The sequence below is a fragment of the Paenibacillus provencensis genome (assembly GCF_042678545.1).
Lineage (GTDB): Bacteria > Bacillota > Bacilli > Paenibacillales > Paenibacillaceae > Paenibacillus > Paenibacillus provencensis.
Genome location: NZ_JBHTKX010000001.1, coordinates 2304631 through 2327465, shown reverse-complemented (window position 1 = coordinate 2327465; position 22835 = coordinate 2304631). Strand labels below are relative to the sequence as shown.

Annotated in this window: 26 protein-coding genes; 16 read left to right on the top strand and 10 right to left on the bottom strand. The window is 45.0% G+C overall.

The window, feature by feature from the left end:
* Window positions 1-67 precede the first annotated feature (67 nt).
* Window positions 68-310 carry a ferredoxin gene (locus ACFQ3J_RS11155; protein WP_091154818.1) on the top strand — a complete coding sequence of 81 codons (243 nt, stop codon included), beginning with the start codon at window positions 68-70 and terminating at the stop codon, window positions 308-310.
* Between the two features lie 105 nt (window positions 311-415).
* Entirely contained in the window at window positions 416-1882 is a 1467-nt protein-coding gene (locus ACFQ3J_RS11150; RefSeq protein ID WP_449290100.1) for a L,D-transpeptidase family protein, read from the top strand.
* On the opposite strand, the gene ACFQ3J_RS11145 is transcribed toward ACFQ3J_RS11150, so the two are convergent.
* A complete protein-coding gene (locus ACFQ3J_RS11145; RefSeq protein WP_170862361.1) occupies window positions 1879-2025 on the bottom strand; it encodes a hypothetical protein in 147 nt (48 codons plus the stop codon). The two genes, ACFQ3J_RS11150 and ACFQ3J_RS11145, sit on opposite strands and share 4 nt — an antisense overlap.
* A 309-nt stretch (window positions 2026-2334) precedes the next feature.
* Here ACFQ3J_RS11145 and ACFQ3J_RS11140 point away from each other — a divergent pair, with 309 nt between their 5' ends.
* The 3 genes from ACFQ3J_RS11140 to ACFQ3J_RS11130 are packed head-to-tail and all read left to right on the top strand — an operon-like array spanning window position 2335 to window position 4764.
* A complete protein-coding gene (locus ACFQ3J_RS11140) occupies window positions 2335-3432 on the top strand; it encodes a quinone-dependent dihydroorotate dehydrogenase (RefSeq protein WP_251581718.1) in 1098 nt (365 codons plus the stop codon).
* A gap of 47 nt (window positions 3433-3479) precedes the next feature.
* Window positions 3480-4292, top strand: a complete 813-nt coding sequence (locus ACFQ3J_RS11135; RefSeq protein WP_091154827.1) for a GTP pyrophosphokinase — start codon at window positions 3480-3482, stop codon at window positions 4290-4292.
* Window positions 4285-4764, top strand: a complete 480-nt coding sequence (locus ACFQ3J_RS11130; RefSeq protein ID WP_251581716.1) for a DUF309 domain-containing protein — start codon at window positions 4285-4287, stop codon at window positions 4762-4764. Before ACFQ3J_RS11135 ends, ACFQ3J_RS11130 begins: the two co-directional genes overlap by 8 nt.
* Window positions 4765-4850: 86 nt before the next feature.
* Here the strand turns inward: ACFQ3J_RS11130 and ACFQ3J_RS11125 are convergent, their stop codons facing one another.
* Window positions 4851-5342, bottom strand: a complete 492-nt coding sequence (locus ACFQ3J_RS11125; protein WP_091154832.1) for a PCYCGC motif-containing (lipo)protein — start codon at window positions 5340-5342, stop codon at window positions 4851-4853.
* Window positions 5339-5914, bottom strand: coding sequence for a thioredoxin family protein (locus tag ACFQ3J_RS11120; protein WP_091154835.1), 576 nt, complete (start codon window positions 5912-5914; stop codon window positions 5339-5341). The genes ACFQ3J_RS11125 and ACFQ3J_RS11120 overlap by 4 nt, the downstream gene beginning before the upstream one ends.
* A gap of 161 nt (window positions 5915-6075) precedes the next feature.
* Here ACFQ3J_RS11120 and ACFQ3J_RS11115 point away from each other — a divergent pair, with 161 nt between their 5' ends.
* The 4 genes from ACFQ3J_RS11115 to ACFQ3J_RS11100 all read left to right on the top strand — a co-directional run bounded on the left by ACFQ3J_RS11115 (window position 6076) and on the right by ACFQ3J_RS11100 (window position 10430).
* The gene (locus tag ACFQ3J_RS11115; RefSeq protein WP_251584343.1) at window positions 6076-7656 is read left to right on the top strand and encodes an RsmB/NOP family class I SAM-dependent RNA methyltransferase; all 1581 of its coding nucleotides are present in this window, start codon (window positions 6076-6078) and stop codon (window positions 7654-7656) included.
* A gap of 11 nt (window positions 7657-7667) precedes the next feature.
* Window positions 7668-8411 (top strand): pseudouridine synthase, encoded by a 744-nt coding sequence (locus tag ACFQ3J_RS11110; protein WP_251584492.1) that lies wholly within the window; start codon window positions 7668-7670, stop codon window positions 8409-8411.
* Between the two features lie 48 nt (window positions 8412-8459).
* A complete protein-coding gene (locus ACFQ3J_RS11105; RefSeq protein WP_251584345.1) occupies window positions 8460-9263 on the top strand; it encodes a Cof-type HAD-IIB family hydrolase in 804 nt (267 codons plus the stop codon).
* A gap of 96 nt (window positions 9264-9359) precedes the next feature.
* Window positions 9360-10430 carry a hypothetical protein gene (locus tag ACFQ3J_RS11100; RefSeq protein ID WP_251584347.1) on the top strand — a complete coding sequence of 357 codons (1071 nt, stop codon included), beginning with the start codon at window positions 9360-9362 and terminating at the stop codon, window positions 10428-10430.
* A gap of 168 nt (window positions 10431-10598) precedes the next feature.
* Here ACFQ3J_RS11100 and ACFQ3J_RS11095 read toward each other — a convergent pair whose 3' ends face one another.
* On the bottom strand, window positions 10599-11975 hold the full coding sequence (locus tag ACFQ3J_RS11095) for an RsmB/NOP family class I SAM-dependent RNA methyltransferase (protein ID WP_251584348.1): 1377 nt from the start codon (window positions 11973-11975) through the stop codon (window positions 10599-10601).
* A 104-nt stretch (window positions 11976-12079) separates the two neighbouring features.
* Between ACFQ3J_RS11095 and ACFQ3J_RS11090 the strand changes: the two genes are divergently transcribed.
* Entirely contained in the window at window positions 12080-13210 is a 1131-nt protein-coding gene (locus ACFQ3J_RS11090) for a glycosyltransferase family 4 protein (protein ID WP_091154846.1), read from the top strand.
* Window positions 13211-13219: 9 nt separating this feature from the next.
* On the opposite strand, the gene ACFQ3J_RS11085 is transcribed toward ACFQ3J_RS11090, so the two are convergent.
* The gene (locus ACFQ3J_RS11085; protein ID WP_251584349.1) at window positions 13220-14278 is read right to left on the bottom strand and encodes a YkvI family membrane protein; all 1059 of its coding nucleotides are present in this window, start codon (window positions 14276-14278) and stop codon (window positions 13220-13222) included.
* Between the two features lie 184 nt (window positions 14279-14462).
* Here ACFQ3J_RS11085 and ACFQ3J_RS11080 point away from each other — a divergent pair, with 184 nt between their 5' ends.
* The 4 genes from ACFQ3J_RS11080 to ACFQ3J_RS11065 all read left to right on the top strand — a co-directional run bounded on the left by ACFQ3J_RS11080 (window position 14463) and on the right by ACFQ3J_RS11065 (window position 16272).
* Window positions 14463-15032, top strand: a complete 570-nt coding sequence (locus tag ACFQ3J_RS11080; protein ID WP_091154851.1) for a xanthine phosphoribosyltransferase — start codon at window positions 14463-14465, stop codon at window positions 15030-15032.
* A 151-nt stretch (window positions 15033-15183) separates the two neighbouring features.
* Window positions 15184-15510 (top strand): hypothetical protein, encoded by a 327-nt coding sequence (locus ACFQ3J_RS11075; RefSeq protein ID WP_047909830.1) that lies wholly within the window; start codon window positions 15184-15186, stop codon window positions 15508-15510.
* A 100-nt stretch (window positions 15511-15610) separates the two neighbouring features.
* A complete protein-coding gene (locus ACFQ3J_RS11070; RefSeq protein WP_091154854.1) occupies window positions 15611-15829 on the top strand; it encodes a hypothetical protein in 219 nt (72 codons plus the stop codon).
* A gap of 110 nt (window positions 15830-15939) precedes the next feature.
* The gene (locus tag ACFQ3J_RS11065) at window positions 15940-16272 is read left to right on the top strand and encodes a carboxymuconolactone decarboxylase family protein (RefSeq protein ID WP_076312523.1); all 333 of its coding nucleotides are present in this window, start codon (window positions 15940-15942) and stop codon (window positions 16270-16272) included.
* Between the two features lie 95 nt (window positions 16273-16367).
* On the opposite strand, the gene ACFQ3J_RS11060 is transcribed toward ACFQ3J_RS11065, so the two are convergent.
* A complete protein-coding gene (locus tag ACFQ3J_RS11060) occupies window positions 16368-16739 on the bottom strand; it encodes a hypothetical protein (RefSeq protein WP_091154857.1) in 372 nt (123 codons plus the stop codon).
* A 168-nt stretch (window positions 16740-16907) separates the two neighbouring features.
* Here ACFQ3J_RS11060 and ACFQ3J_RS11055 point away from each other — a divergent pair, with 168 nt between their 5' ends.
* On the top strand, window positions 16908-17771 hold the full coding sequence (locus tag ACFQ3J_RS11055) for a divergent polysaccharide deacetylase family protein (RefSeq protein ID WP_251584351.1): 864 nt from the start codon (window positions 16908-16910) through the stop codon (window positions 17769-17771).
* On the opposite strand, the gene ACFQ3J_RS11050 is transcribed toward ACFQ3J_RS11055, so the two are convergent.
* On the bottom strand, window positions 17746-18453 hold the full coding sequence (locus ACFQ3J_RS11050) for an N-acetylmuramoyl-L-alanine amidase family protein (protein ID WP_244533139.1): 708 nt from the start codon (window positions 18451-18453) through the stop codon (window positions 17746-17748). The two genes, ACFQ3J_RS11055 and ACFQ3J_RS11050, sit on opposite strands and share 26 nt — an antisense overlap.
* A 194-nt stretch (window positions 18454-18647) precedes the next feature.
* Here ACFQ3J_RS11050 and ACFQ3J_RS11045 point away from each other — a divergent pair, with 194 nt between their 5' ends.
* Window positions 18648-18863 carry a YqzE family protein gene (locus ACFQ3J_RS11045; RefSeq protein ID WP_251584353.1) on the top strand — a complete coding sequence of 72 codons (216 nt, stop codon included), beginning with the start codon at window positions 18648-18650 and terminating at the stop codon, window positions 18861-18863.
* A gap of 14 nt (window positions 18864-18877) precedes the next feature.
* Here the strand turns inward: ACFQ3J_RS11045 and ACFQ3J_RS11040 are convergent, their stop codons facing one another.
* From ACFQ3J_RS11040 to ACFQ3J_RS11030, 3 genes are all read right to left on the bottom strand, one after another.
* On the bottom strand, window positions 18878-19801 hold the full coding sequence (locus tag ACFQ3J_RS11040; RefSeq protein WP_251584355.1) for a hypothetical protein: 924 nt from the start codon (window positions 19799-19801) through the stop codon (window positions 18878-18880).
* A 175-nt stretch (window positions 19802-19976) separates the two neighbouring features.
* On the bottom strand, window positions 19977-20939 hold the full coding sequence (locus ACFQ3J_RS11035) for a YqhG family protein (protein WP_251584357.1): 963 nt from the start codon (window positions 20937-20939) through the stop codon (window positions 19977-19979).
* A complete protein-coding gene (locus ACFQ3J_RS11030; protein ID WP_251584365.1) occupies window positions 20936-22708 on the bottom strand; it encodes a DEAD/DEAH box helicase in 1773 nt (590 codons plus the stop codon). Before ACFQ3J_RS11030 ends, ACFQ3J_RS11035 begins: the two co-directional genes overlap by 4 nt.
* Between the last annotated feature and the right edge of the window lie 127 nt (window positions 22709-22835).

Sequence of the window (22835 nt, the reverse complement as noted above, 5' to 3'; positions counted from 1 at the left end):
ATTAATATGATTGTTAGCATAGTTGAACCTACTGTTTGTGTGTTAATTAATAGGAGGCAGAGAAGAAATGGCTAAATATACTTGGGTAGAGAAAGATACATGTATCGCTTGCGGAGCTTGTGGAGCGACTGCACCTGATATCTACGACTACGATGACGAGGGTTTGGCGGAAGTCATTTTTAATGGTGATTCTAACCGTGGTGTTATAGAGATTCCTGAAGATCTTCATGATGATATGCAAGATGCTTGTGATGGTTGTCCTACAGACTCCATCAAAATTGCGGACGATCCTTTTAACAAAGAAGGTTAATGTCTTGCTTTCATTTGAGGCCTGATACCAATATGGTATCAGGTTTTTTTTGTATTATCCGATATATCATTCATAACCTATATCAAGGGGAGATAAGTCATGCGCATGCCGCACGATCTGAAATCCTACGTTCAGAAGCATCCCGATAATCAAATGGCCTGGTATCTACTGGGGAAGGATTATGAACGATCCGGTCAGACAGCGAAGGCCAACTATTGCTTCGAACGTTCAGGAGGTATATATGAAGCATTTGAGCACAGCAAAGCTCCTGCCCAGGTGTGGATGGAATATCAGCATAAGCTCATGCAGTTGGAACAGCAGCGAAGTAAACAACAGATCAAGCGCAAATCTGCTGCCATTCTGTTATGGCTATTGATTCTTGGCATTGTTCCTTCAGCGATGGCACCTGATGCAATGGATGTTGACGTTGTTACAGAGCTTGCAGAAGAATCATCATCAGAACAAGGGCTTGATAGAATAGTGTACTCTGAAGAACAGGATGCACCAGATGGATCAGAAGCAGATGAGATAGATCCAGGACCGCCGATGTTTACCGGAATTCCCCTGATCAACGGAGAGGCTACGGATGAAGACACTGGCAGAATGATGAATCAGCTGCGCCGGACTGACGCGACGATTATAACGCTGGGGCTGGAGCGGGAGAATGAATTTCTCTTATGGGGGACTTCAGCTGCAAGGCAGCCGGTGTACCAATTCCATAGTAATGGGGAGGGTGCAGTGATGAGCAAATCCTTGCTGCCTGAGTGGTGTAAATGCACGCCTGAGGATCATAAAGATTTGTCTGCAAGTGCCGTAAGGTGGGGACAAAAAGAGGAGCAGGCGATAGCTCTACTGAGTGCAATAACAGCTTATCAACAGCAGAATGGTGTTTATCCAGAGCGCATAGAGCAATTAATGAAGCCTTTCCCTAACAATCGTATTGGCGGTGTAAGCTCTTCCATGCGGGAGCTGTATCCTGAGATGCTTGATTATATCAAATCTGTAGCAGGAGATGACAGAGATTCTGGGCCTGATTCGATCGATGTAGAGCAATCCAGCGAAGATGGGGCGGCCCTCCCCGGCTTTGAAGATACATATGGCGGCGAACCTTATATGAAGGAATCCCTCTCCATCGTTGTTAATAAGGAGACACATCGATTGACGCTGCTCAGTGGAAACATGGTATTGCGGAATTATGAAGTAGGTCTAGGAGGCGAGAGAACACCTGAAGGGGATTTCGTCATATCAGACAAGGTAGTGAACCCCAATGGACGTACGGACGGCGAGTTCGGTACCAGAGGCATGCAGTTGTCAGATACGGATTACGCGATTCATGGCACGAACGATCCGGGAAGTATTGGGCTTGATGAATCCCTGGGCTGTATTCGCATGCATCAAGAGGATGTAGAGGAATTGTTTGCACTTGTACCACCGGGTACTCAGGTTACGATCAAGAACAGTGCCAATACCCCTGCAGGGATTATTGCTCCGGAACAGGCCGGGGACAGATTTCAGCCGGAGCTTGTCCCCGGACAGACGAATCCGGACAAAATATATCACTGGCTCAATTAAGTGATTGTCATTTCTCCAATAATAACGAGTACAACAATGAGGATGATGAGCAGCAATACACTTAGTGCGGTCCAAAATATAGCCTTGCGGTTCACTTCTTCTTTTTTTTGCTGCAATGAGGGCTTCTGACGTTTGGTTGCCATGTAAGGTGAATCTCCTTTCTCGTATTGGAAGAATATAAACGGACGTTAAAATATATAAGTTTCTAAGTTGAAGCTTGACGGTTTACTTCATTGTAGTCAATTTGCAGTTTATTTTCAAAGTTGCGTATTCACTTGGTTCCCTCTCCCTTTTCTTTTAGAGCGAAAACAGCTAAACTGAAATTTAGAAGGAATGCTGCTCGTTTATGAACAGGACTTTTTATTTGTATCCATTTCATTGATACATTTGGTGAATGTTTCCTTTTCATGAGTGCAGTTTATCCATAAGAATATGTAAACGGAGTGGATCATTTGCTGTATCGTAATATTGGTAAACCTCTATTCTTCAAAATGGATCCGGAAAAAGCACACCATCTCGTTATTGGAGGAATGAACCAAGCAGGCTCATTTCCCGGAGGCACGAGCCTTCTCAAAACCATGTACGGTGTTGAGGAAACGCCGGATCTCGCAACCGATGTGTTCGGACTACATTTCCCATCACCTGTAGGTCTTGCAGCCGGCCTTGACAAGAATGGGGAAGCGGTGCCTGGGTTTTCTTCCATCGGATTTGGATTCATGGAAGTGGGAACGGTAACACCAAAGGCACAGCCGGGAAATGACCAGCCCAGGCTGTTTAGACTTCCACCGGATGAAGCGCTTGTGAACCGTATGGGCTTCAATAATCATGGAGCTGAAGCAATGGCGGGAGTCTTATCCAAGCTTAAAGATATTGCCATCCCGGTTGCTATCAACATTGGTAAAAATAAAGCTACCTCTAATGAGGATGCTCCAGGTGACTATCGCAAATGCATCCAAATTTTGTATCCATATGCAGACTTTTTTGTAGTGAATATTAGTTCTCCGAATACACCGGATTTGAGAAGCCTGCAGCATGGCAGTGAGCTGACGGAATTGTTATCCGCGGTTATGGATGAAATGGAACAGCAGTCACGCTCTTTTGGGCGTTCCAAATCGGTACTGGTTAAGATTGCGCCAGATGTGACGGAAGCTGAGCTCGAATATATGGTCGATACCATTTCAAATAGCGGTGTTTCGGGCATCATAGCTACCAATACGACCATTAGCCGCGAAGGTTTAACCCATGCGAATGCCAAGGAAACAGGCGGACTCAGCGGCAAACCATTGCGCGAGCGGTCTACTGAGATTATTAGCCGCGTATATCGTCAGACTGGGGGAAGTCTGCCCATTATTGGGTCTGGAGGAATCTTCACGAGTGAGGATGCCTATGAGAAGATCAAAGCCGGAGCCAGTCTGGTGGAAATTTATACAGCCTTAATTTATGAAGGACCCGAAATTAATCAAAAGCTTCATGCTGGATTACGTGAACTGCTGCGCAGGGACGGATACCGTCATATATCGGAAGCCGTTGGTGCTCTGCATAGATCGTGATACCGGATAGATATGAAGGATTGAAGCAGACGACAGGAGGCATACTTATGGACGGTAGAGATTGGGGGACATTTTTGCTTCCTTACGAACAGGCCGTAGAGGAACTTAAAGTTAAATTTAAGACGATGCGGGCAGAACTCAAAAAACGTGAAGAATATGCCCCTATAGAATTTGTGACGGGAAGAGTCAAGAAAATATCGAGCATCCTGGATAAAGCCAAACGTCTCGATGTGCCAATGAACCAGATCGAAACTGGCATTGAGGATATTGCAGGTATTCGAATCATGTGCCAATTCGTTGAAGATATCAGAAGGGTCGCCGAATATATCCGGGAGCGTAAAGATCTGAAGGTGCTTTATGAGAAGGATTATATTACGAACTTCAAGGAGAGCGGCTATCGCAGCTTCCATATGATTGTGGAGTATCCTGTGCAGACTGCCCTTGGTCAAAAGCATGTACTGGCCGAGATTCAAATACGGACGCTGGCGATGAATTTTTGGGCTACGATTGAGCACTCCTTAAATTACAAGTTTAGAGATTCTTTGCCGGAGGATGTAAGAGGCCGGCTGAAAAAAACAGCAGAGGCTGCCTTTATTCTGGATAATGAGATGTCAGCCATCCGTCTTGAAATTCTCGATGCGCAGAAAACATTCGAAGATGAGTCCAACATCATTACCAAAACGCTTGCCATCATCCACCAGCTCTATTTCTATCATCTTATTGATGAAGCAATTGATGCCCAGGCTAAATTCAATGAATATTGGCAGCAGCACGATATGGAAGCCATCAAGCAATTGTCTGGCGAAGTTAAGGAATTGCTGAGCCAAGCTAGGAAAGGCAGCGACAACAGTGATGTCTAAATATGAAGCACTCTATTTAGAATATCTGGTGTATTTTAATCGCGACAGGGATTATTTCGAATGTCATGAAGTGCTTGAGGAGCTATGGCTTGAACAGAATAAAGAGCCGGTCTATAAAGGCTTGCTGCAAGTCGCCGTGGGCATGTATCATTTTAGAAATCAAAATATACGCGGCGGCTACATGATGCTTGAGAGTGCCGTGGAGATTCTGGAGAAGTATCCGGCACAAACACTTGGTATTGAGCTGGAGCTGCTTGTCAATACAAGCCGTAGTCTTGCGGAGAAGCTTCGGAATTATGATAGCCATCCTACCCCTTATCACGATTTCACGATTGTCATCTGTGATGAAGAGCTGGAAGAAGCGGTCCGTATAAAGGCCCAAGAAATCAAGCCGAATGTTCCCCAAAGGCGCAGTCCAACACGTGGACGAATATATGAAGAACGAATGAAGGCTTTAGGTCAGAACTTATAACGCTTATTTAAAATATTATTTACGTAAAAAAGTAATCCCCCGGTGAGTGGACATTGTGTCCAGCCAATCACCGGGGGATTACTTACTTATATGACGGGATGCACTTCACTAGATGCTGGAGCCCCATCCGGGGCATACTTATCATCAATAAACTTCTGGATTTCTTCTAAGGATTTGCCTTCAGCCTTCAGACGAGCGGCATCCTTAACCTCTTCCAGGCAGATGCCGCATTGTGCACCATGATCGGTCCATGTTACTTCAGTCGATGTTGTCGATGAAATGAAGCAGCGATAGAGTGAATCATGCGCTGCTTCATAGTCCATACAGCCACAGTAGCAGTTCAGCATTTTAAGTTCTTCCTGCACTTCGGATACAAGCGCATAGGTTGCTTGAGTATTATCCGTGTATTTGGCAAGGAAGGCCGGCATTTCTGTTATAGATGCACTTGCCTCATATTGCTCGTTATCCTTGCCATGCATACTGTGATCGTGAGAAGCTTCCTTCTCACCGCATGCAGCAAGCACCAAACTGCCTACCATCAGACCTGTAAACAGAATTCCATAAGTTTTTGGCTTCATTCCGCAGCAGTCCCTTTATATTTGGTAAAGAATTCTTCAATTTGTTCGGCCGTATATCCTGCACTTGCACCTTCGGCCTGCATTCCGCCTTCCAGGCGTTCCTTCTCTACGCCATTTTCAAAATAAACGAGAGTTGGTGTAAACTCGATATTGTAATCTCTCCAGCCATCCTCGAATTCTTTAAGGTTAAATTGAGGAAGATCAACACCTGCTTCATCAGCAATCGGCATCAGCTGCGGTGTTGTTGCCCGGCAGTGAGGGCAGTCAGAGGCGAAAAAGTAAGTAAAGAAGCTTTCTTTATTTGAAATTTTAGTATCGAGCTCCTCAGGTAATATGATATTCTGATAATTTGGATCCTCCAAAATTTCAAGCGTCGCAGGAGCAAGATCTGACTCTGGAAGACCATATACTTCATTAATGTTATTTTTATTCAGCTCATTCATGGTAATCAGTGCACCAATCAGGATGACAAATACGGCAATAAAGGCGATAATGGCCTTGTTTGGCTTTTTGTTAGCCTTGGTATTCGATTTCACTTTAGAATTTGCGGTGTTTTTCGTTTTTGAACTCATATTCATCCCCCGTCATTTTTAATACTAAGGACAAACCTTAGATGCCATTCATTATACAACATTACACTGTGTAGTGAAACAGGGGGAAGCGAGTTATAATTGTGAACTGAAGTGATGTAATTAAAAAAATGATGATTAAGTCAGAACAGGATGATGAGTAAATGGCGATACGCCTGCCTATACAGTTTGCTGAACGAATGAAGAAGATGCTTGGCGATGAATATGAACTTTTTGTGAAGTCATATGATAGTGCACCTCATGCAGGCATTCGTGTTAATACGTTAAAAATTGATCCTGCATCTTTTGCCGAGATCTCTCCGTTCCCTTTGAAACCAATCCCATGGTGTGAAACAGGATATTATATCCCTGCCGGCAGTAAGCCAGGTCTCACTCCATATTATCATGCGGGTCTCTATTACGTTCAAGAACCAAGTGCAATGGCTCCGGTAGAGCTGCTGAAAGCACAGCCTGGTGATCATGTGCTTGATCTATGTGCTGCGCCAGGCGGGAAATCAACTCAGATCGCAGCAGATCTGAAGGGCAGGGGCATACTGGTAACAAATGATATCAGTACAGACCGGACCAAGGCTCTTGCCAAAAATATAGAAATGTATGGCGTTCGAAATGCAGTTGTTCTAAATGAAAGCCCAGAACGCATTGCCGATGCTTTTCCTCATTATTTTGATAAAATATTGATTGATGCCCCCTGCTCAGGTGAAGGAATGTTCCGTAAGGATGAGGACATGATACGCCAATGGGACCACCACTCCATTGAGCGCTGTGTGCTGATGCAGCGTGATATATTGGATACCGCAGCGAGGCTGCTTGCTCCAGGGGGAAGATTAGTATATTCAACTTGTACATTTGCTCCTGAGGAGAACGAGGCAATGATCGGAGAGTTTCTATTGAAGAATTCTTCGTTCCGAGTGGTTCCTATTCAGCATGTGAGCGGAATATCCGGCGGTCATCCTGAATGGATCGAGCAAGCTGCGGCTGTACATGAATTTGAGGGACTTCAGGTCGAGCCTGTATTGCAGGAAGAACATCCTGATCTATATGCGCAGCTTCAAGGCACAGGCAGATTATGGCCGCACTTAGTTGAAGGAGAAGGTCATTTTGTTGCGGTGCTTCAGCATGACGGCACTCCTCTTAATGAACCAGCCGATCAGCCATTATATGTGCACAATACAGCTGAGAAGGAAGCTTCTCATGGGAGAAACGCCCTGAAGAAGAAACAGAAGCATAACGTGAAGCATGGGGGAGCAAAGCAGAGAAATCGGTCTGATCAATTGCCGGTGGATGCTGAGACTGTCTTTCGAGAATTTGTTACTGAACAGCTGAATGTACAGCTTCCAGGACAAACGGTATTGTATGGAGAGAAGGTATACCAAACTCCCGTGGAACCTGAACGGCTTGCAGGTCTTCGGGTCATCCGCGCAGGATGGTTTATGGGATCAGTCAAAAATGGGCGATTCATGCCTTCCCAGGCATTAGCATCGGCCTTGAATGCAGAGGAAGCGATAAGAAGTGTACAGCTTACCGTAGAGAGAGGCGAGGCAATCAAATATTTAAAGGGCGAAACACTGGAAATCGGTGAGGACCGGTTGGTTAGATCAGGTACAGCTTCCTCAAAAGGATATACACTCGTGACTGTTAACGGGTATTCCGTTGGATGGGCGAAATGGCAGGAAGGCAGACTGAAAAATGAATATCCGGCAGGATGGAGGTGGACCTCGGTATGAGTGAGAATACGATGAAAAAAACAGGCAAAAAGCTGCGGATTGATAAAATACTGAGCCATATGGGTTACGGAACTCGATCCGAAATTAAGAAAGCCGTCAAGAACGGCTATGTTACGGTGGATGGCAAAACCATTAAAGACAGCGGTATGCAGGTCGACCCAGACCGTGATATTGTAGAAATTGATGGTGAAGTAGTGAAATATAGAGAGTATATCTATTTGATGCTGCATAAGCCTCCAGGAGTTATTTCGGCTACAGAAGATTTAAGAGAAGAGACGGTTATTGATCTGTTGGATGAAGAATACGTCATTTTTCAGCCCTTTCCCGTTGGAAGGCTGGACAAGGATACAGAAGGTCTGCTGCTGCTCACCAATGACGGACAGCTTGCACACAATCTGTTGTCTCCGCGTAAGCATGTTCCAAAGACGTATGAGGCTAAGGTCCTCGGAAGGATTGGAGATAAAGAAATTACAGTCTTTCAGCAGGGGGTTACTCTTGATGACGGTTATGTCACCAAGCCAGCAGAACTGATTGTTATCTCGGAAGAACGGACAGATATGGGCATTATCTCGAATGTTCAGGTTACGATTCATGAGGGCAAATTCCATCAGGTCAAGCGGATGTTTGAAGCCGTGGGATCTAAAGTGCTGTATTTAAAACGGATCTCAATGGGAAGTCTTGCTCTCGATCCGGAGCTTCCGATGGGATCCTATCGCGAGTTGACAGAAGAAGAACTAAACAGCCTTATCAATTGATCCTTGATGAGATGGTACAAACAAATAGAGAATAAGGATGGATAGGATATGACATATCGATTAATCGCACTTGATGTGGACGGAACACTGTTAAATGACCATCATGAATTGTCAGCGGCAAACAAAGAGAGTATTCAGCAGGCTGCAAAAAATGGAGCGGAATTTGTATTATGTACGGGAAGAGGTCCTGTCAATACAATTCCAATCATGGAGGACATGGGACTTAACGGGTTCGTAATTACTCATAATGGTGCAGCAACGGTGGACATTAAGACGCGTAAAGTGGTTGACCAGTTTCCAATACAAGCTGAAGAGCTGGTGCCATATATAGATTACTGCCGTCAGCACGACATTCATTTTGATGTGAATACTGCGTTTGGGCTATATGTTGACCGTGCAGACGAAATGACGCTTGAAGTTCGCAGCATGTATGAGGCTGTATTCCTTACGCCGATGGACCTTCCTTTATGGGCTGATCTGAGGGAGCCTGTCGTGAAATTCTCGGCATTTGGAAGCTTAGAGGCCATGAATGCACTGGAGAAAGAGTGGAGTACGTGGAACAGTCCATTCTATATGGTTCGCAGTGGTGATTTTTTTCTCGATCTGATGCATAAGGATGCATCCAAAGGGGCGGCTTTGCAGCGGTTGGCTGAGAAAAGAGGATATCGCCCAGAAGAAGTACTGGCGATGGGAAATTATTATAATGACATTACAATGCTTACATTTGCGGGTAAAGGTATTGCAATGGATAATTCTCCTGTCGAAGTGAAGGCTGCAGCCGATGAAATTACATTGTCTAACAATGATAGTGGGGTTCATCATGCGTTAGTTAAGCATGTGGTCAACTTATAAGTAATATTTTTCCTCTCATTAGGGCATTCTAGATACATAGCCAGCTTAACATGGTTACAGTAATAATTTCCGGCATAATTAGGAGGTAGTAATAACGTGAGCTATCATATTCGGCTAAGACCTGATCTAAGAACATCGAATGGTGAAGTCCATGACATTATGGTAGAACATAAATATGCAGGCTCACTTATCCTTGTATTCCGGGAAGGTCAAAGACTGGCAGGCAGTGTCCAGCTGGATGCAGAAAGTATTCCAAGGGATGCCAAAGATGAGATTATTGCTTATGTGCAAGAATATGTGCTTCAATTCCGTGATGCGGTGTCAGCTGAGCACTTTGATATTATGTTATCCTGGGGCAGGGTTGAGAGCGTACTGGGAGATGAAGAGGTATATGATGAGTATACTTTTGAGGATGGGTTTGATGAGAGATCTGAAGAAGGCCTGATTGAGTATGGGGCTTTTCATACGGAGGAGCAATCGGTTTTTCGGTATGAGGATGAGACGGGTGAAATGCAGATTGAACTGATCAGTGCGGGCCGGAATGTGTCTTCATACGAGCTGCAAACAGGAAATGGCCACAAGATTGCTGAAGCTGTACTTAAGCAGTATGGGGCGGATATTAAGGGAGTAGTGGACTGGCTCGTAGTTCCTGACGAAGAGGATCTTGAAACAGCTGAAGAGCTGCTCGTATCCGAGGTTAATGATGAAGAGATTGATACAATAACGATAGATATGCAATTTGAAGGCTATCGTGTTGCGCTGTTAGAGCTGGAGCATCGAGATTTCACAGAGATGGATGATGAGGAGACCCGTGAGGGACCGGATTGGGATGAGGATGGCATGGAGCCGAAAATGACGAGTCATGGACCTGTCAATCAGGACTATTATGCCTCTCTAATTCGTCATGACCGCGATATCCTGACATACGAGCTGTTCTTTAAGGAAAGTGGCGGATACCCGGCAGCAACAGCGACGGTTGATATTAGTGATGCTGAAATTTCAGGATACATCGACTATTATATCCATCCAAGTGAAGAGCAGCGTGAACAGCTGTTTCTGCTCATGGCTCGGGAGCTTGACAAAGAAACGGATGTGAATAAGCTTCATTTGACGATGCTGTACCGCAATGCCGTAATCGATGAGATTGAGCTTGCTGAGTTGGATTAGAACTTGATTTCTAAGTACAGCATAATATGCAGTATTGTCAACTTGAAATAAAACAGCACTCGCCATAATTTATGGCTGGGACTCCCCTTAGGGGCAAAGTCCCGTTCGAGTGCTGTTTTTGTATTTGATATGGATTAACCATGTGTCTGAGCTGTTTATCGGATCTGCTTATACGTTAATACGCAGCCCTTTAGGGCGTTTATTCTTAAGCTGACCATTGCTTGCTTTGGCCCAGCCCACAGGGTAACCTCTCGTTGTCACCATTACCCAGCCTTGAAGCAGGGGATCGAGAGTAAGGGTCTCACCGCGAAGATAAGCCTGCAGCTCCGTGGAATCAGGCGGAAGATCATAGGATAGCAATGCCTGTTCTGGAGCAGCTGACATCGCCAGTGCATGCGCTGGCTCGAACCGCCCCCTCTTCCAATCTCCGAGATGAAGTCCGGGGCGGGGAGTTTTTAATCCCTTCAGTTGTTCGTCTGAGATTTTCAGTTCGCTCGTTTCGGGCAAGTAGTACAGTGCTTCTCCATACAACAGAGGTCTTCCTGGCTGAAGTGAAAAACCTGGGAGATTCGTGCCCGCCCATTCTTGATATCCCGCCCAGGCTGCAGTAACACCGGCATCGGCGATCTTTTCCCCTCTTTTTCGCGGCTTAGATGTAGGCTGCTCTCCAAAGGTTCGTTCGGCTCTCCCACCTGTGGCTTTTTTCTTGAGCAGAGCGACAAAGTGTCCCTCTCCCTCACTCTGATGCGGCCAGATTCGTTCGGTCCGAACCCATTCCATATCCTTATATTCGTTTATGAAACGCTCAACAGTATCTTCATTTTCCTGTCGGTTAAATGTGCAGGTGGAATAGGCGAGATGTCCCCCGGGCTTCAGCATTATGTAAGCTTCCTGCAGAATGTCCCACTGGCGGGCGGCGCACATTTGAACAGATGATGGAGACCATTCGTTAATAGCTTCAAGGTCTTTACGAAACATTCCCTCACCAGAGCAAGGGGCATCAAGCATAATTCGATCAAACACCTCTGGGAACCGAGCGGACAGCTCATCAGGTGTCGCATTAACGACAACCGTCCGGGTAAGGCCGATTCTCTCTACGTTTTCAGCTAATATTCGAGCCCGTCCGTTATGAATTTCGTTAGAGACGAGCAGCCCCGTATCCTTCATCTTTACAGCCATATGCGTCGTCTTGCCGCCAGGTGCTGCAGCAAGGTCTAAGACGGTCTCGTATGGCTGAGGATCTAGCAGCTCGATGGCGGACATTGCAGAAGGCTCTTGAATATAATATAGTCCGGCTGTGTGATAAGGGTGTTTGCCAGGTCTGACTTGACTATTGTAATAATATCCTGTGTTGCACCAAGGGACCTTCTTAAGCTGGAACTGCTGGGCAATGGGCTCTATGTGTTCTTCCTTGAGCTTCAAGCTATTGAGCCGGAGAGCTTGTGTACGCGGCTTGTCGTAGCTATCAAGAAATGCAGTAGTCTCCTGCCCGAGCATGGATTTCATCTGTTCGATAAAGTCCTGGGGCAGTGTTTCCTTACTCATGTTTTTTCAAATCTCCTTCGTATCTTCTTTACTGGAACATATGAGCTAATATATCATGATTAAAGACTTGCTTTCAAAAGAATCCAAGAAAGGGGCACTAAATGATGCGACTGCTCCAAGCTTTATTTTTCCCTCCTGAGCAGCCAGGGGGAGTATCATCTATGATTCCTTACCTTCAGGAACGCTTCAACAGCCCAAGATGGGAGATGGAGCTGTTCTCGCTTCCGAAACGAATCCGTAACAAGGGGAGCGAAGAGATTCGCTTTGATACTTTTGACTGGACAACGTACGGTGAAAGCCCAATTGTTCAGAAATATATCCAAACCTTCCGCGATTATTTATGGTGGATCAAGCTTCGCATACATAAGCCCTATGATTTGATCCATGCACACCATCCGATAGCAGGACTGGCGATGAAGAAGGCTTTTCCATCAACGCCTTTGATTCAAACGATTCACTCCAGCTATGAGCGGGAACTGATTCTGAATGGAAAAATCGAAGAGAACGGGTTAGAGCATCGCTTCCTGACCTCTCTCTATGGTGAGCTGGAACATGCGGCCGATTGCATGTTAACCGTATCTCAATCGTTCCGCAGCTATATGTCGCCGTATGTTAAATTTCCCGAAAACATCGAAATTGTACCGAATGGCTTCGATGAGAAAAGATTTAAACCGATTCCTCATGAGAATGAGGTGCCTCAGCTGGTAACGGTGTGCCGTCTCGTTCCGGCAAAAGGGATTGATGTGTTGTTTGAAGCCTGCTGCGAACTGAAAAAACGGGGTCATGATTATGTACTTCATATCATTGGAGATGGTCCTATCCGTTCCGAACTGGAGGAATTGGCCCAGAAACTCGGCATCTACAATGAAACGATATTTTATGGCTACACACTGCATCCTGAAGAGTTCGTCCCGTTCTTTGACATCTTTGTCCTCCCATCAAGAGCAGAGGCGTTTGGTTCCGTATTTGCTGAGGCAGCACTGAGTTCACTGGCTTTAGTCGGAACCAATGTTGGAGGAATAGGTGAACAAATCGAGGATGGCGTTAACGGGCTGCTCGTTCCCAAAGACAATGCTTTGGCACTTGCTGATGCATTGGAGAAGGTAATCCAGGATCCGTCATACCGTTATGAGCTTGCCAGATCAGCGAGCGAAAAGGCGAAAACAGAGTATTCTCTAAGGCGCTCCGTTCATATGCTGAAGAAGCTGTATTTGAAGTTTGAGCGTTCCAATTGACCTCAGCTGTTATTCATTTTTCCTCTTATCTCTGAAGGAACCGAGCGGGCTCTTGATCAAGTGAGTTACCCATATAACGGCCAGCATCCCATAGATCGGGTACAAAATGGACAGAAGCGAACTGAAGCCAAACTGGCTAAGCAAGAAGCAGGACAGCATAATAAACAGCGTGATGAGCTTAGGCGATACTTTGAGATGCTCCCGTACCTGTAAGGTTATCCCATAAATATCGGCGACAAAAGTGCTGAAGATTTCCATAAATATCAGAAAGATATACATGAGCTGGATGGCTGCGCCCAGAGCAAATGCAATACTTCCCATCGGAACTTCAAACTGCACAATGCCAGGCATATAAGCCGACATGGCAAAGTGGGCTGTCATGAGCATGAATCCAATCCCGATTCCCCCGAGTATTCCGCCGTATTTAATGACTCGTCTGTCAGTGATCTGACTGCCGAGCGGCACGAGAATGGCCTGAGCCATGGCAAGATTGAATGAGCTGTACAATATGGGTGACAGCCAAGTCGCGAACATGCTGTGGTCGGTCTCCAGCCGCACGAAATTGGCTGCGCCCGGATGACCGGCGGTATGGAAAAGTATAAATAGAGACAGAGTCATCATGAGCGGAACGACAATGCTGTTCATCTGCAATATGGCATGGATACCTCGTCCAAGAAGAAGATATGTGCCGACCAGTGTAATTAAAAGTCCGGTTTGATAGGACAGATGCAAATGCTCCATAAACACCGATCCTGCTCCTGCAAGAATGACACTGTTAACACCAATCAGCACGAACAAGGTGAAGAAGCTGATCCACTTTCCCGCTTTTTTCCCGAACAAGTGGCTGTTCAGATCTTCGTATGAATTGGCTCCAGTATCATGTGCCACCAGCATCATTTTAGTACCCAGCCAAACAAAGAGCAGGCAGGACAGCAATATCGTAAGAGTTGCCCATTTTCCATATTCCGTAAAAAACTGCAATATTTCTTGACCGGTGGCAAATCCTGCACCAACAATAGTTCCAACATAAGTGAATGCGACTTGCAGCACCTTGGTACTCTGTCTCATGCTTATCCTCCTTGTTAACTACATATACAGAGCAGCACCTTCATGGGTGTAAGAAAGCCCTCTTACAAGGTATGCACTTGTCCACTTGGACATGACCCGGCTGCGGTATGAAGATAAACTTCTTGAAAGAAGCTGGTGAGGTATGATACTTTTACGTCATAGGATAGGCTGGGAGGTCATATGCATGGAAATATTAAAACAAAAAATTGTAGAGCAAGGTGTGGTCATATCAGATCAGGTGCTTAAGCTGGATGCGATACTCAATCATCAGATTGATCCTGAACTGACGATGCAGATGGGACGAGAGTTCTCTAGGCGTTTCGAAGCCGAAGGCATTACACGAATTGTAACTGTTGAGTCTTCGGGAATTCCGGTTGCCTTTGCAACAGCGGTTCATATGGGAGTGCCCCTTGTGTTTGCACGGAGAAAGAAGACGCTGCTGGCCGATCCTGACGCCTATTGTGAACGGGTGCCGTCTTTTACGAAAGGTATTGTGACAGATATTATGGTTTCACGGGAATTTATAGATCCGAATGATCGAATATTATTTATAGATGACATTATTGCAAACGGAGATGCTGCAAAGGGGATCATCAAAATCGTTGAACGTTCGGGTGCCTCACTTGCTGGATTTGGTGTCGTTGTTGAGAAATGCTTCCAGTCCGGAGCGAGTACGATACGTGAACAAGGGATTCGGGTTGAATCACTGGTAAAAATTGAATCTCTCAAAGATGGGTTTGTAAGGTTTGCTTAAGTTCTTTTTCAGGATTTTGCATAATTCGGTTTATGACTATTCCTTACATGGGTAATTTTCCATTAATAAGGCCTAATTTTGCTCATTATCTTTGCACGGGGCAGGATAATGGCTTATAATGAAATAAGATTAGGGAGAGGAGGCAACAACAATGGGGAAAGAAGCAAACGAACAGTTTTTCCTTGACAAGTTAGTCAAATCCAAAGTTCATTTTGAACGGGCCCTTGATTGTAAGCACACGGAGTTTGATGACCTTTATCCCTATATGCTTGAACATCCTCAGTTCTTCTGGTATAAACGTTACGTCGCATGGTCGGAGCTTCTAACAGTAGTGAACCTGTGCGAAGAGTTATCCTTCTCATGGAGAGAACAGTTTACACCTCATCAGGTAGAGTATGTTGAGCAACGGGTAATGTCGGCGAAGGTGCTTGATTTCTGGTTTGAGAAAAATGACAGTAAAGAGCACGCTTCACGTTAAGCTATATAAGGTTTTATCACGTAAATAACACGTAAGACCTAAATGCTCGCATTTAGGTCTTTTTTTGTACAATATTATGATGTACTGGAGGGAACAATTCATGATTAGTGATGAGGAATTAAACAATCTGCGAGAATCAGGTGAGCGAATTCGTGTGGTGCGAGACGATCTGGAGAGCAACGATGTAATCGGTATTATTGTTGCTTGGAGCAGCGACCAGATTCTTGTTCGCCGGCGCAACCGAAGAGTCGTCAAGCTGGATCGGAAGTACAGCATCCAGCTCTTTTCAGAGCCCAGACAAAAACCGACGGAGCTGTAAGGATAAACAGTCCAGATATTACCTCGTCAGGGATTAGCATAGATATGGATCAAGTGGAGAAAGTACCAATGATACGTCTATATAATTCTTTCGACGAAGGATGTGCTGATGTGACATTAATCAATAATAAGGTTCATGCTTATAAGGATCAGATTGGGCACTTGTCAGAGACGCTGCCTGATGTCCTTAAGTCCTATCATGATTTTACAGGGGAATGCTTTAAGGAAGGCGAGCTCGATCTGAAGACGAAGCAGCTCGTTGCTCTTGGAATCGGATTATTCGCTAATAATGAAGTATGCACCTTATATCATGTGCAAGAAGCGCTCTCCAAAGGGGCCAGCAAGCAAGAAATTATGGAGACGGTGGCTGTTGCTGCTGCCATTGGCGGGGGACATGCTTTATCTCAAGGCGTCATGCGTGTCCAAGCTGCATTGAACAACTAACCGCTGTTATTTAGTGAATCGGTTACAAACACCACCGAATCTATGCTGCTCTCAGATCTAACTTGAGATGCAGGCATCGATTGCGGTGGTGTTTATTATAAAGTCAAGGAAGTGCCTCCTAAATAAATTTGCATCCGTTTGTACAGCTCATCTTTATATTTTGTCCCAGGGATGTGAATATGAACGAGATGTCCTCGTATAGAAGCCATTGCCTGAATCTCACCGTCATATAGATTTACACTGTTCAGGTGTATATCCATACGTCTGAATTCTTCCTGTACCTCATCAAGCAGAACAGCTACACGCGCAATTCCCGCTCGAATAATCTCCATATACAGCTCAGGGGTCTTCAGCTCGGCATGATTACTCATGACTTGAAGATCGCGATTAAAAATTTTGATGACCATCAAGAGCTGAAGATAGCTCTTAATTAGTGTATGTTCTTCCGTTAGCATTTTCGCTGTCATCGGGATCCCTCCTTGTTGTAAGAGCGAACTCATGTTCTTATTCTATGCTAAGGAGCTTCACTTTATCAACTTATTGATTGTATTTTTATTAGAACCTTACATAATTCGTCCCGTTTATTCAAATAATGTATATATCTTCAAGAATTCACGAGGAGGACTGTTAAAGCGATGACGATACGAAAGCAAAGAAGAAGAAAACTGAAAAAGAAAGTGCTCTCTTCCTTTAGATGGGGGAGTTTGCGAATGTTCGTTATGATGCTGGCTGTGAGTATGGGATGGATGAATGCGGCCGGATCTACGGTACATGCTGAGCCTCTGAAGAAGGTCGCGATTATCATTGATGATTTGGGAAATGGGATGAAGGGGACAGAAGAAATCATGAGTTTACCGACAAAGGTAAATGTTGCGATAATGCCGTTTCTGCCTACAACCAAAAAAGATGCTGAACTTGCGCACCAAAAGGGGATCGATGTGCTTATACACATGCCGATGGAGCCGCACAAAGGAAGAAGGGACTGGTTGGGGCCAGGAGCAATTACTTCGGATCTGTCCGATGGAGAGGTACGGAAAAGAGTAGAGGCTGCTATTGATAATGTTCCCTATGCCATCGGTATGAACAATCATATGGGTTCTAAAATTACGACAGATCGGCGTATTATGTCCATCGTGCTTGATGTATGTAAAGAAAGAGGTCTATTCTTTGTTGACAGCAAAACAGATTATAAATCTGTCGTGGCAGAGCTGGCTGAACAGAAGGGGCTGCCGCCAGTAGTTAATCATATCTTCCTGGATGATCATCACTCGATTTCTCATATTACGGGACAGATGAAGCTCGCAGAAAAAAAGCTGGAGACTCAGGACACCTGTGTCATGATCGGTCACGTAGGAACGCAGGGACATATGACTGCAGGTGTGATCCGAGACTCCATATCTCGCTGGTCAGGCAAGATTGAAACAATCAGTATTAGTGAGATGGTGAAGCAGGTCTGGAATTGGACTCCGGATTCTACATTACCGACAAATAATAAATAATGCCTGAGCTAATGGCTTGAGCAATTTTCTTTTGTCCCGCGATACTGCTAAGGAGAGCACGGTCTTCAGGATTGCTGATGAATCCGGCCTCTACAATAACAGACGGCTTATTAACATGATTAAGCAGATAAAAGGGCTTACCCCATTCTACTTGTCGATTGGTATCATACATTTCATTGAGCGATTGCTGGATGGAATCCGCAAGCATATAGCTTCTTGCTTCTTGTTGATGCAGCACAATGGGTCCATGTGTGCGTGACTTCTTGCTCCAGTTGACATGGATGCTGACAACCGGATCGGAGGGCACATGATCACTAAGGCCCTTGCGCTGTGCCAGATCTCTCATATGGCGGGAGTGACTCCGCAGCCAATGATTATCGTCACTCAGCGCGTAATCATCGTCTCGATTAAGAACGACAGGATAGCCTTTACTTTTAAGGATCATAAATATTTTTTGCGAAATGGCAAGGTTGATATCCTTCTCCAGCAAATCATCTGCAGAGGTTCCTCCGTCAATGCCGCCGTGACCGGCATCGATAATAATGACAGGGTGGCGAAATAAATAATTGGATATTTCAGGCTCCTTGTTATGTTTAGGTTCTGCAGCCGTAGAGGGTGTCTCCTGAAGCAGCAATATACATAAGATGGCAAGGACAATGGACGATTTTTTATAATTAAGCACGCGGCTTCTCTCCTTTCTGGCATATGAAAAGACTCTTCCTATAGACTGCGCAGATTTAATGGTTTCATTCAGGTATGTCTGAATTTCACAATAATAGTGATTCATTAAACAGGAAGGTTTATTTCGCGTTGCTCCTGTACAAACTAATAAGAGAAGCTTCAAATACACAATCATGGGGAAGGGAGAACAGGTCGATGGCCAAGGGAGATGAGCTGGTGAGATACATTACAGAACAGGTTATCGGATATATAGGAACGCCAAAGGAAGAGCGGAAATATAAACGGAACAAAGTGAAAGAACCGTGGCACATGAAATGGTTTGGAATGATGCCTATGGGCGTTTCTATGTGGGTGAAGGACATCAAAAAACCAATTAAGCGGAAAAAGACGGACATGGACTCCAAATTATAAAAGAAACAGCGCCTCTATTCGGCGCTGTTTTTGATTTCGTTAGATGAGGGTACATAAAATGAACCACTTCCAAGGAGCTTATCCATCGGAATATAACGAATCTGTGCAGAGGAAGTTCCCGTCCGAGCAAAGGTTACAGCATGTTCAGATTGCTTGCTCTTCCAGGAGTGATACCCGATAATCGCCAGCGGTCCACTATACCACACATTATCCTTCCGTGCAGTAAATATAAGCCGCTTATGTTGATCGATCTGATTCATGAGCCCGGCACTATTTCGTACCTTCAGCGCATCTGAGAGCAGCCACTGCAAGTTGGATGATGGGTTAAAAGGAATTGAGGCAAGCTTCAGGCGGCCAGGCTGTTCTTCGATCTGAATGCCAGCAAGGCTCTCGCTGTGAGTAATCGGGGAGGATTGATATGAAATAAAGTCAGGTAACTGATCTCCATTAGAAGCATCAATATGGATTGAATTACCATCACGGTCTGTTAATTCCCAGTAAGCCAGCAATCCCTTGTATTTCATGAACTTGGGATCGTACATGTCAATTGAAAATGCCATATCTTCCGGATACAGGAGAGAGCTGAACAATGGATTGCTGCCTGTACCATATTCCGTAACGGCATAACCACTGGATTCTGTTGCTGTAATCATGAGATAACCAACCGGCTCAGCCGCTTGAAGAATATGAACAATATAGCTGTGCGTTCCTGGACCCAAGGGCATAATCAGCAGTTTTGCATTGGTAAATTGGCTGAACTCTTGTTCCAACGAGAGCTTGGACAGTGTATCGTGTGCCAGTTGTTCGACTGCAGCCGGTGTTAGACTCTGATGAGCTGTGAATTGGGCTGAAGCATAGACGGAAGGAACATTTGTCAGAGAGCATGAGATGACTAAGCTGGACATCACCAGAGCTATACGTTGTAATAGTCGTTTCATAAACGTTTCAATACCCTCATTTCTTCGGGGAACTGTTAGATGAATAAATACTGCACCCGTTGTTCATAACCCAATTGTAATAATAAGGAAATGAAAAGGATGCTGTATGGTGTTATGAATTTGGGCGGACAAGCACTATTTTTGACGAAAATAACCTATTGGCTCGACAAGACACCTACTTTAGATGAAAAATACCGCAGCTGATCGTATTTACATTGATCTTGGGTTCATATTGCCATATCATCTCACTGCGCCTGGTATTATACTGATCCTGTACAGCCTGTTTCTTTTCTTCTTCCTGTTCCTCTTTCAGCAGATCCTCATAATAAATATCAACGACAGCCAGTTCTTCCTCAAGTCTTTGCTTCGCTGCATCTGCCCAGCTGTAATCGACAAGTTTTAATCTTGCATAGATGTGTTGTTCCAGCATTTCTCCTGCTGTTGTCAGTGGGATTTTGGCGGCCTGCGCATGCATATTCTCAGGAAGGCGAGGACTGAGCTCCTTCTTATTCAGCACTTGTCCAAAATTCTCGACAATCCTTCCAGTTAGCAGGGATACACCAAGAAAATGAAGCTCTTCCTTACGCATGTCACAGGAAAATTCAATCTTGAAGCACACTCCAAGCCAGGGCTCATAGGATTTGGGAGTGGAAGCACTGATTTGGCGCTTGGAAGATTGTTCAAACAGGTTAACGTAAGCACCGCCTTCACGCGAAGCAGAAAATATCTGTTTTAGCCTCGAGCTTCCATAGACGATATTCTCGCGCAGCACTCTCCCTGGACCAATCTGGGGAAGAGAAGGCGTATGACCAAAGTAGCGACCCAAGATGCTGTCTTTACCTTCATTAGCTGCATTCTCAGATGCTTTTGCAGTCTCGGCTTCAGCCTTCTTCTTCGCTGATTCTTCTGCCTGAAGATGAGCTTCTGCATCAAATATAAACGTAAAGGACATCGTTTCTGCAGGGGCACCGGTTCTGTCAACAAAGCCCCAATAATACGGACGGTTAGTCAGCGCTTTATCTGCTTCAATGGACAGTTTCACGGTAACATGAGCAGGAGACTTTTCTAAGATTTGGCATTCCATCGCTTCCAGATAAGTTATAACGTAGGAGTGAACTTCCTCTTTCGACATGGTCACTTCAATAATCCCCCTTTTCCCACGGCTTTCTTGACGGGGGACGCTTCCTCCAGATGCTTAACTTCCTGTTTGATCGTGTTTAAGTTTTGCGACAGGGACTGCATTTTACGATTAATCTCTTCATCACTGCTGGATTCCAGCATGATCTTGGTCAGACTCTTCTCAAAAGATTCCTGCTTTTCATAACGTTCGAGAATGACATCCAGTCCGCCAATGACCATTTCAAACATGTTGATTTTTTCATGAAGCAGATTTAGGATATGCTCCTCAATCGTTCCTCTGGTTGCAAGATTATAAATTTTGACATCATTTTGCTGTCCTAATCGGTGTACGCGGCCGATTCGCTGCTCTACACGCATGGGGTTCCATGGCAAATCAAAATTGATCATATTGTGACAGAATTGAAGATTAATGCCTTCTCCGCCAGCTTCTGTCGCAATCATAACCTGAACCCGTCCGCGGAATAGATCCATCATCCAGTCTTTTTTGCCTCGATTCATTCCGCCTCGATAAGGTACGGCTGTCAAATCGCGCTCGCGGAAATAATTGAGCAAATATTCCTGTGTAGCCCGGTACTCGGTAAATACAATGACCTTCTCATTCATTTCTCTAATGAGCTCCATTGTTTTTTCCGCTTTTGTGTTAGACTTGATTGCTTTAATATTGGCAACCAAATCCCATATGCGATCTCTCCAGGGAGAGTCCAGCGGCAGTTTCTTAGATAAATTGACAAGGGTAACGAATACGGCATCCCGGCTGCTGCACACCTCTCTTTGGAGGGTGACCATAGAGAACATACTGCTCAGATTTCCGCCGGCGGAATGGAACTGGTCTTTGACGAAGGACGTTACACCGTCATATAGAGCCTGTTCCTCGGGTGAAAGTGTCAGATTAATATTCGTTACCTTGCGCTTCGTAAATTGAACAGGGCCTTCACCCCGCCGGTTCCGAATCATAACCTTGGCGAGCTCATCCTTCAATTGATCCTCGTTCTTGGCAAGCCGCTTATCCACTACAAAGTTAGCTGCAAAGTCGCCTTGTCTTCCAAGCTGCCCAGGCTTAAGCAGTGTAATTAGATTAAACAGCTCGCTGAGGTCATTTTGGACCGGTGTTGCGGTTAAGAGCAGGCAGTATTTCTTACGCAATTTCAGCATGAACTGATAGTTGGACGTTTTTTTGTTTTTTAGCTTATGAGCTTCGTCAATAATGATCATGTCGTAGTCATTGCTTAGCAAGATTTCCTGATGAGGATCTCGCTTGGCCGTGTCAATAGACGCAACCACAACGTCGTTATGCCACGAATAAGCTTTCTTTTGGGCAACCGCTGGTATTCCGAATTTGGAATTCAATTCCCTTACCCATTGCAGTACGAGTGATGCCGGAACTAAAATAAGAACTTTGGAGACAAGTCCCCGAATCATATATTCTTTTAAGATCAGACCTGCTTCAATGGTCTTTCCGAGTCCTACTTCGTCCGCCAATATCGCTCTTCCTGACATTTCAAAGAGCACTCTGCGCGCTGTATCGATTTGGTGGGGAAGAGGTGTCAGATCATGCAGATGCTTTAAGCATTGTATATCATCGAAACTGGGAACCAGAGATGCTTCTTCGGCTTTTACAGCAAGCTCGAACAGGCGATAATCTCCCCAGGGTCCTCCTTTGTTAAGGCGTGTGTTGAGTTCTGAAAGCCAATTTTGATTAAAGTGAACAGGAACTGGCAGTGAATGTGTTGCTTGTTCTGATGGAATTGCAGTTTGTTTTCTATTCATTTAAACGAAGCTAGCCTCCCCCGTTTTATGTTTAGCTGATTTGCATTTTTCATAGTATGGACGAAAGAGAGGATATTCATAACTGAGATGAAGGCAGCGCCAGAATTCATGCTGTGGATTCGCTAAA

Coding starts and splice junctions, on each gene's coding strand:
- ACFQ3J_RS11125 (WP_091154832.1), bottom strand. CDS start 5,342: ATGAAGCCAAAAACTTATGGAATTCTGTTTACAGGTCTGATGGTAGGC.
- ACFQ3J_RS11055 (WP_251584351.1), top strand. CDS start 16,908: ATGACGATACGAAAGCAAAGAAGAAGAAAACTGAAAAAGAAAGTGCTC.
- ACFQ3J_RS11060 (WP_091154857.1), bottom strand. CDS start 16,739: ATGACAGCGAAAATGCTAACGGAAGAACATACACTAATTAAGAGCTAT.
- ACFQ3J_RS11045 (WP_251584353.1), top strand. CDS start 18,648: ATGGCCAAGGGAGATGAGCTGGTGAGATACATTACAGAACAGGTTATC.
- ACFQ3J_RS11075 (WP_047909830.1), top strand. CDS start 15,184: ATGGGGAAAGAAGCAAACGAACAGTTTTTCCTTGACAAGTTAGTCAAA.
- ACFQ3J_RS11155 (WP_091154818.1), top strand. CDS start 68: ATGGCTAAATATACTTGGGTAGAGAAAGATACATGTATCGCTTGCGGA.
- ACFQ3J_RS11080 (WP_091154851.1), top strand. CDS start 14,463: ATGGAAATATTAAAACAAAAAATTGTAGAGCAAGGTGTGGTCATATCA.
- ACFQ3J_RS11130 (WP_251581716.1), top strand. CDS start 4,285: ATGTCTAAATATGAAGCACTCTATTTAGAATATCTGGTGTATTTTAAT.
- ACFQ3J_RS11070 (WP_091154854.1), top strand. CDS start 15,611: ATGATTAGTGATGAGGAATTAAACAATCTGCGAGAATCAGGTGAGCGA.
- ACFQ3J_RS11120 (WP_091154835.1), bottom strand. CDS start 5,914: ATGAGTTCAAAAACGAAAAACACCGCAAATTCTAAAGTGAAATCGAAT.
- ACFQ3J_RS11040 (WP_251584355.1), bottom strand. CDS start 19,801: ATGAAACGACTATTACAACGTATAGCTCTGGTGATGTCCAGCTTAGTC.
- ACFQ3J_RS11085 (WP_251584349.1), bottom strand. CDS start 14,278: ATGAGACAGAGTACCAAGGTGCTGCAAGTCGCATTCACTTATGTTGGA.
- ACFQ3J_RS11150 (WP_449290100.1), top strand. CDS start 416: ATGCCGCACGATCTGAAATCCTACGTTCAGAAGCATCCCGATAATCAA.
- ACFQ3J_RS11145 (WP_170862361.1), bottom strand. CDS start 2,025: ATGGCAACCAAACGTCAGAAGCCCTCATTGCAGCAAAAAAAAGAAGAA.
- ACFQ3J_RS11105 (WP_251584345.1), top strand. CDS start 8,460: ATGACATATCGATTAATCGCACTTGATGTGGACGGAACACTGTTAAAT.
- ACFQ3J_RS11090 (WP_091154846.1), top strand. CDS start 12,080: ATGCGACTGCTCCAAGCTTTATTTTTCCCTCCTGAGCAGCCAGGGGGA.
- ACFQ3J_RS11135 (WP_091154827.1), top strand. CDS start 3,480: ATGGACGGTAGAGATTGGGGGACATTTTTGCTTCCTTACGAACAGGCC.
- ACFQ3J_RS11110 (WP_251584492.1), top strand. CDS start 7,668: ATGAAAAAAACAGGCAAAAAGCTGCGGATTGATAAAATACTGAGCCAT.
- ACFQ3J_RS11095 (WP_251584348.1), bottom strand. CDS start 11,975: ATGAGTAAGGAAACACTGCCCCAGGACTTTATCGAACAGATGAAATCC.
- ACFQ3J_RS11030 (WP_251584365.1), bottom strand. CDS start 22,708: ATGAATAGAAAACAAACTGCAATTCCATCAGAACAAGCAACACATTCA.
- ACFQ3J_RS11115 (WP_251584343.1), top strand. CDS start 6,076: ATGGCGATACGCCTGCCTATACAGTTTGCTGAACGAATGAAGAAGATG.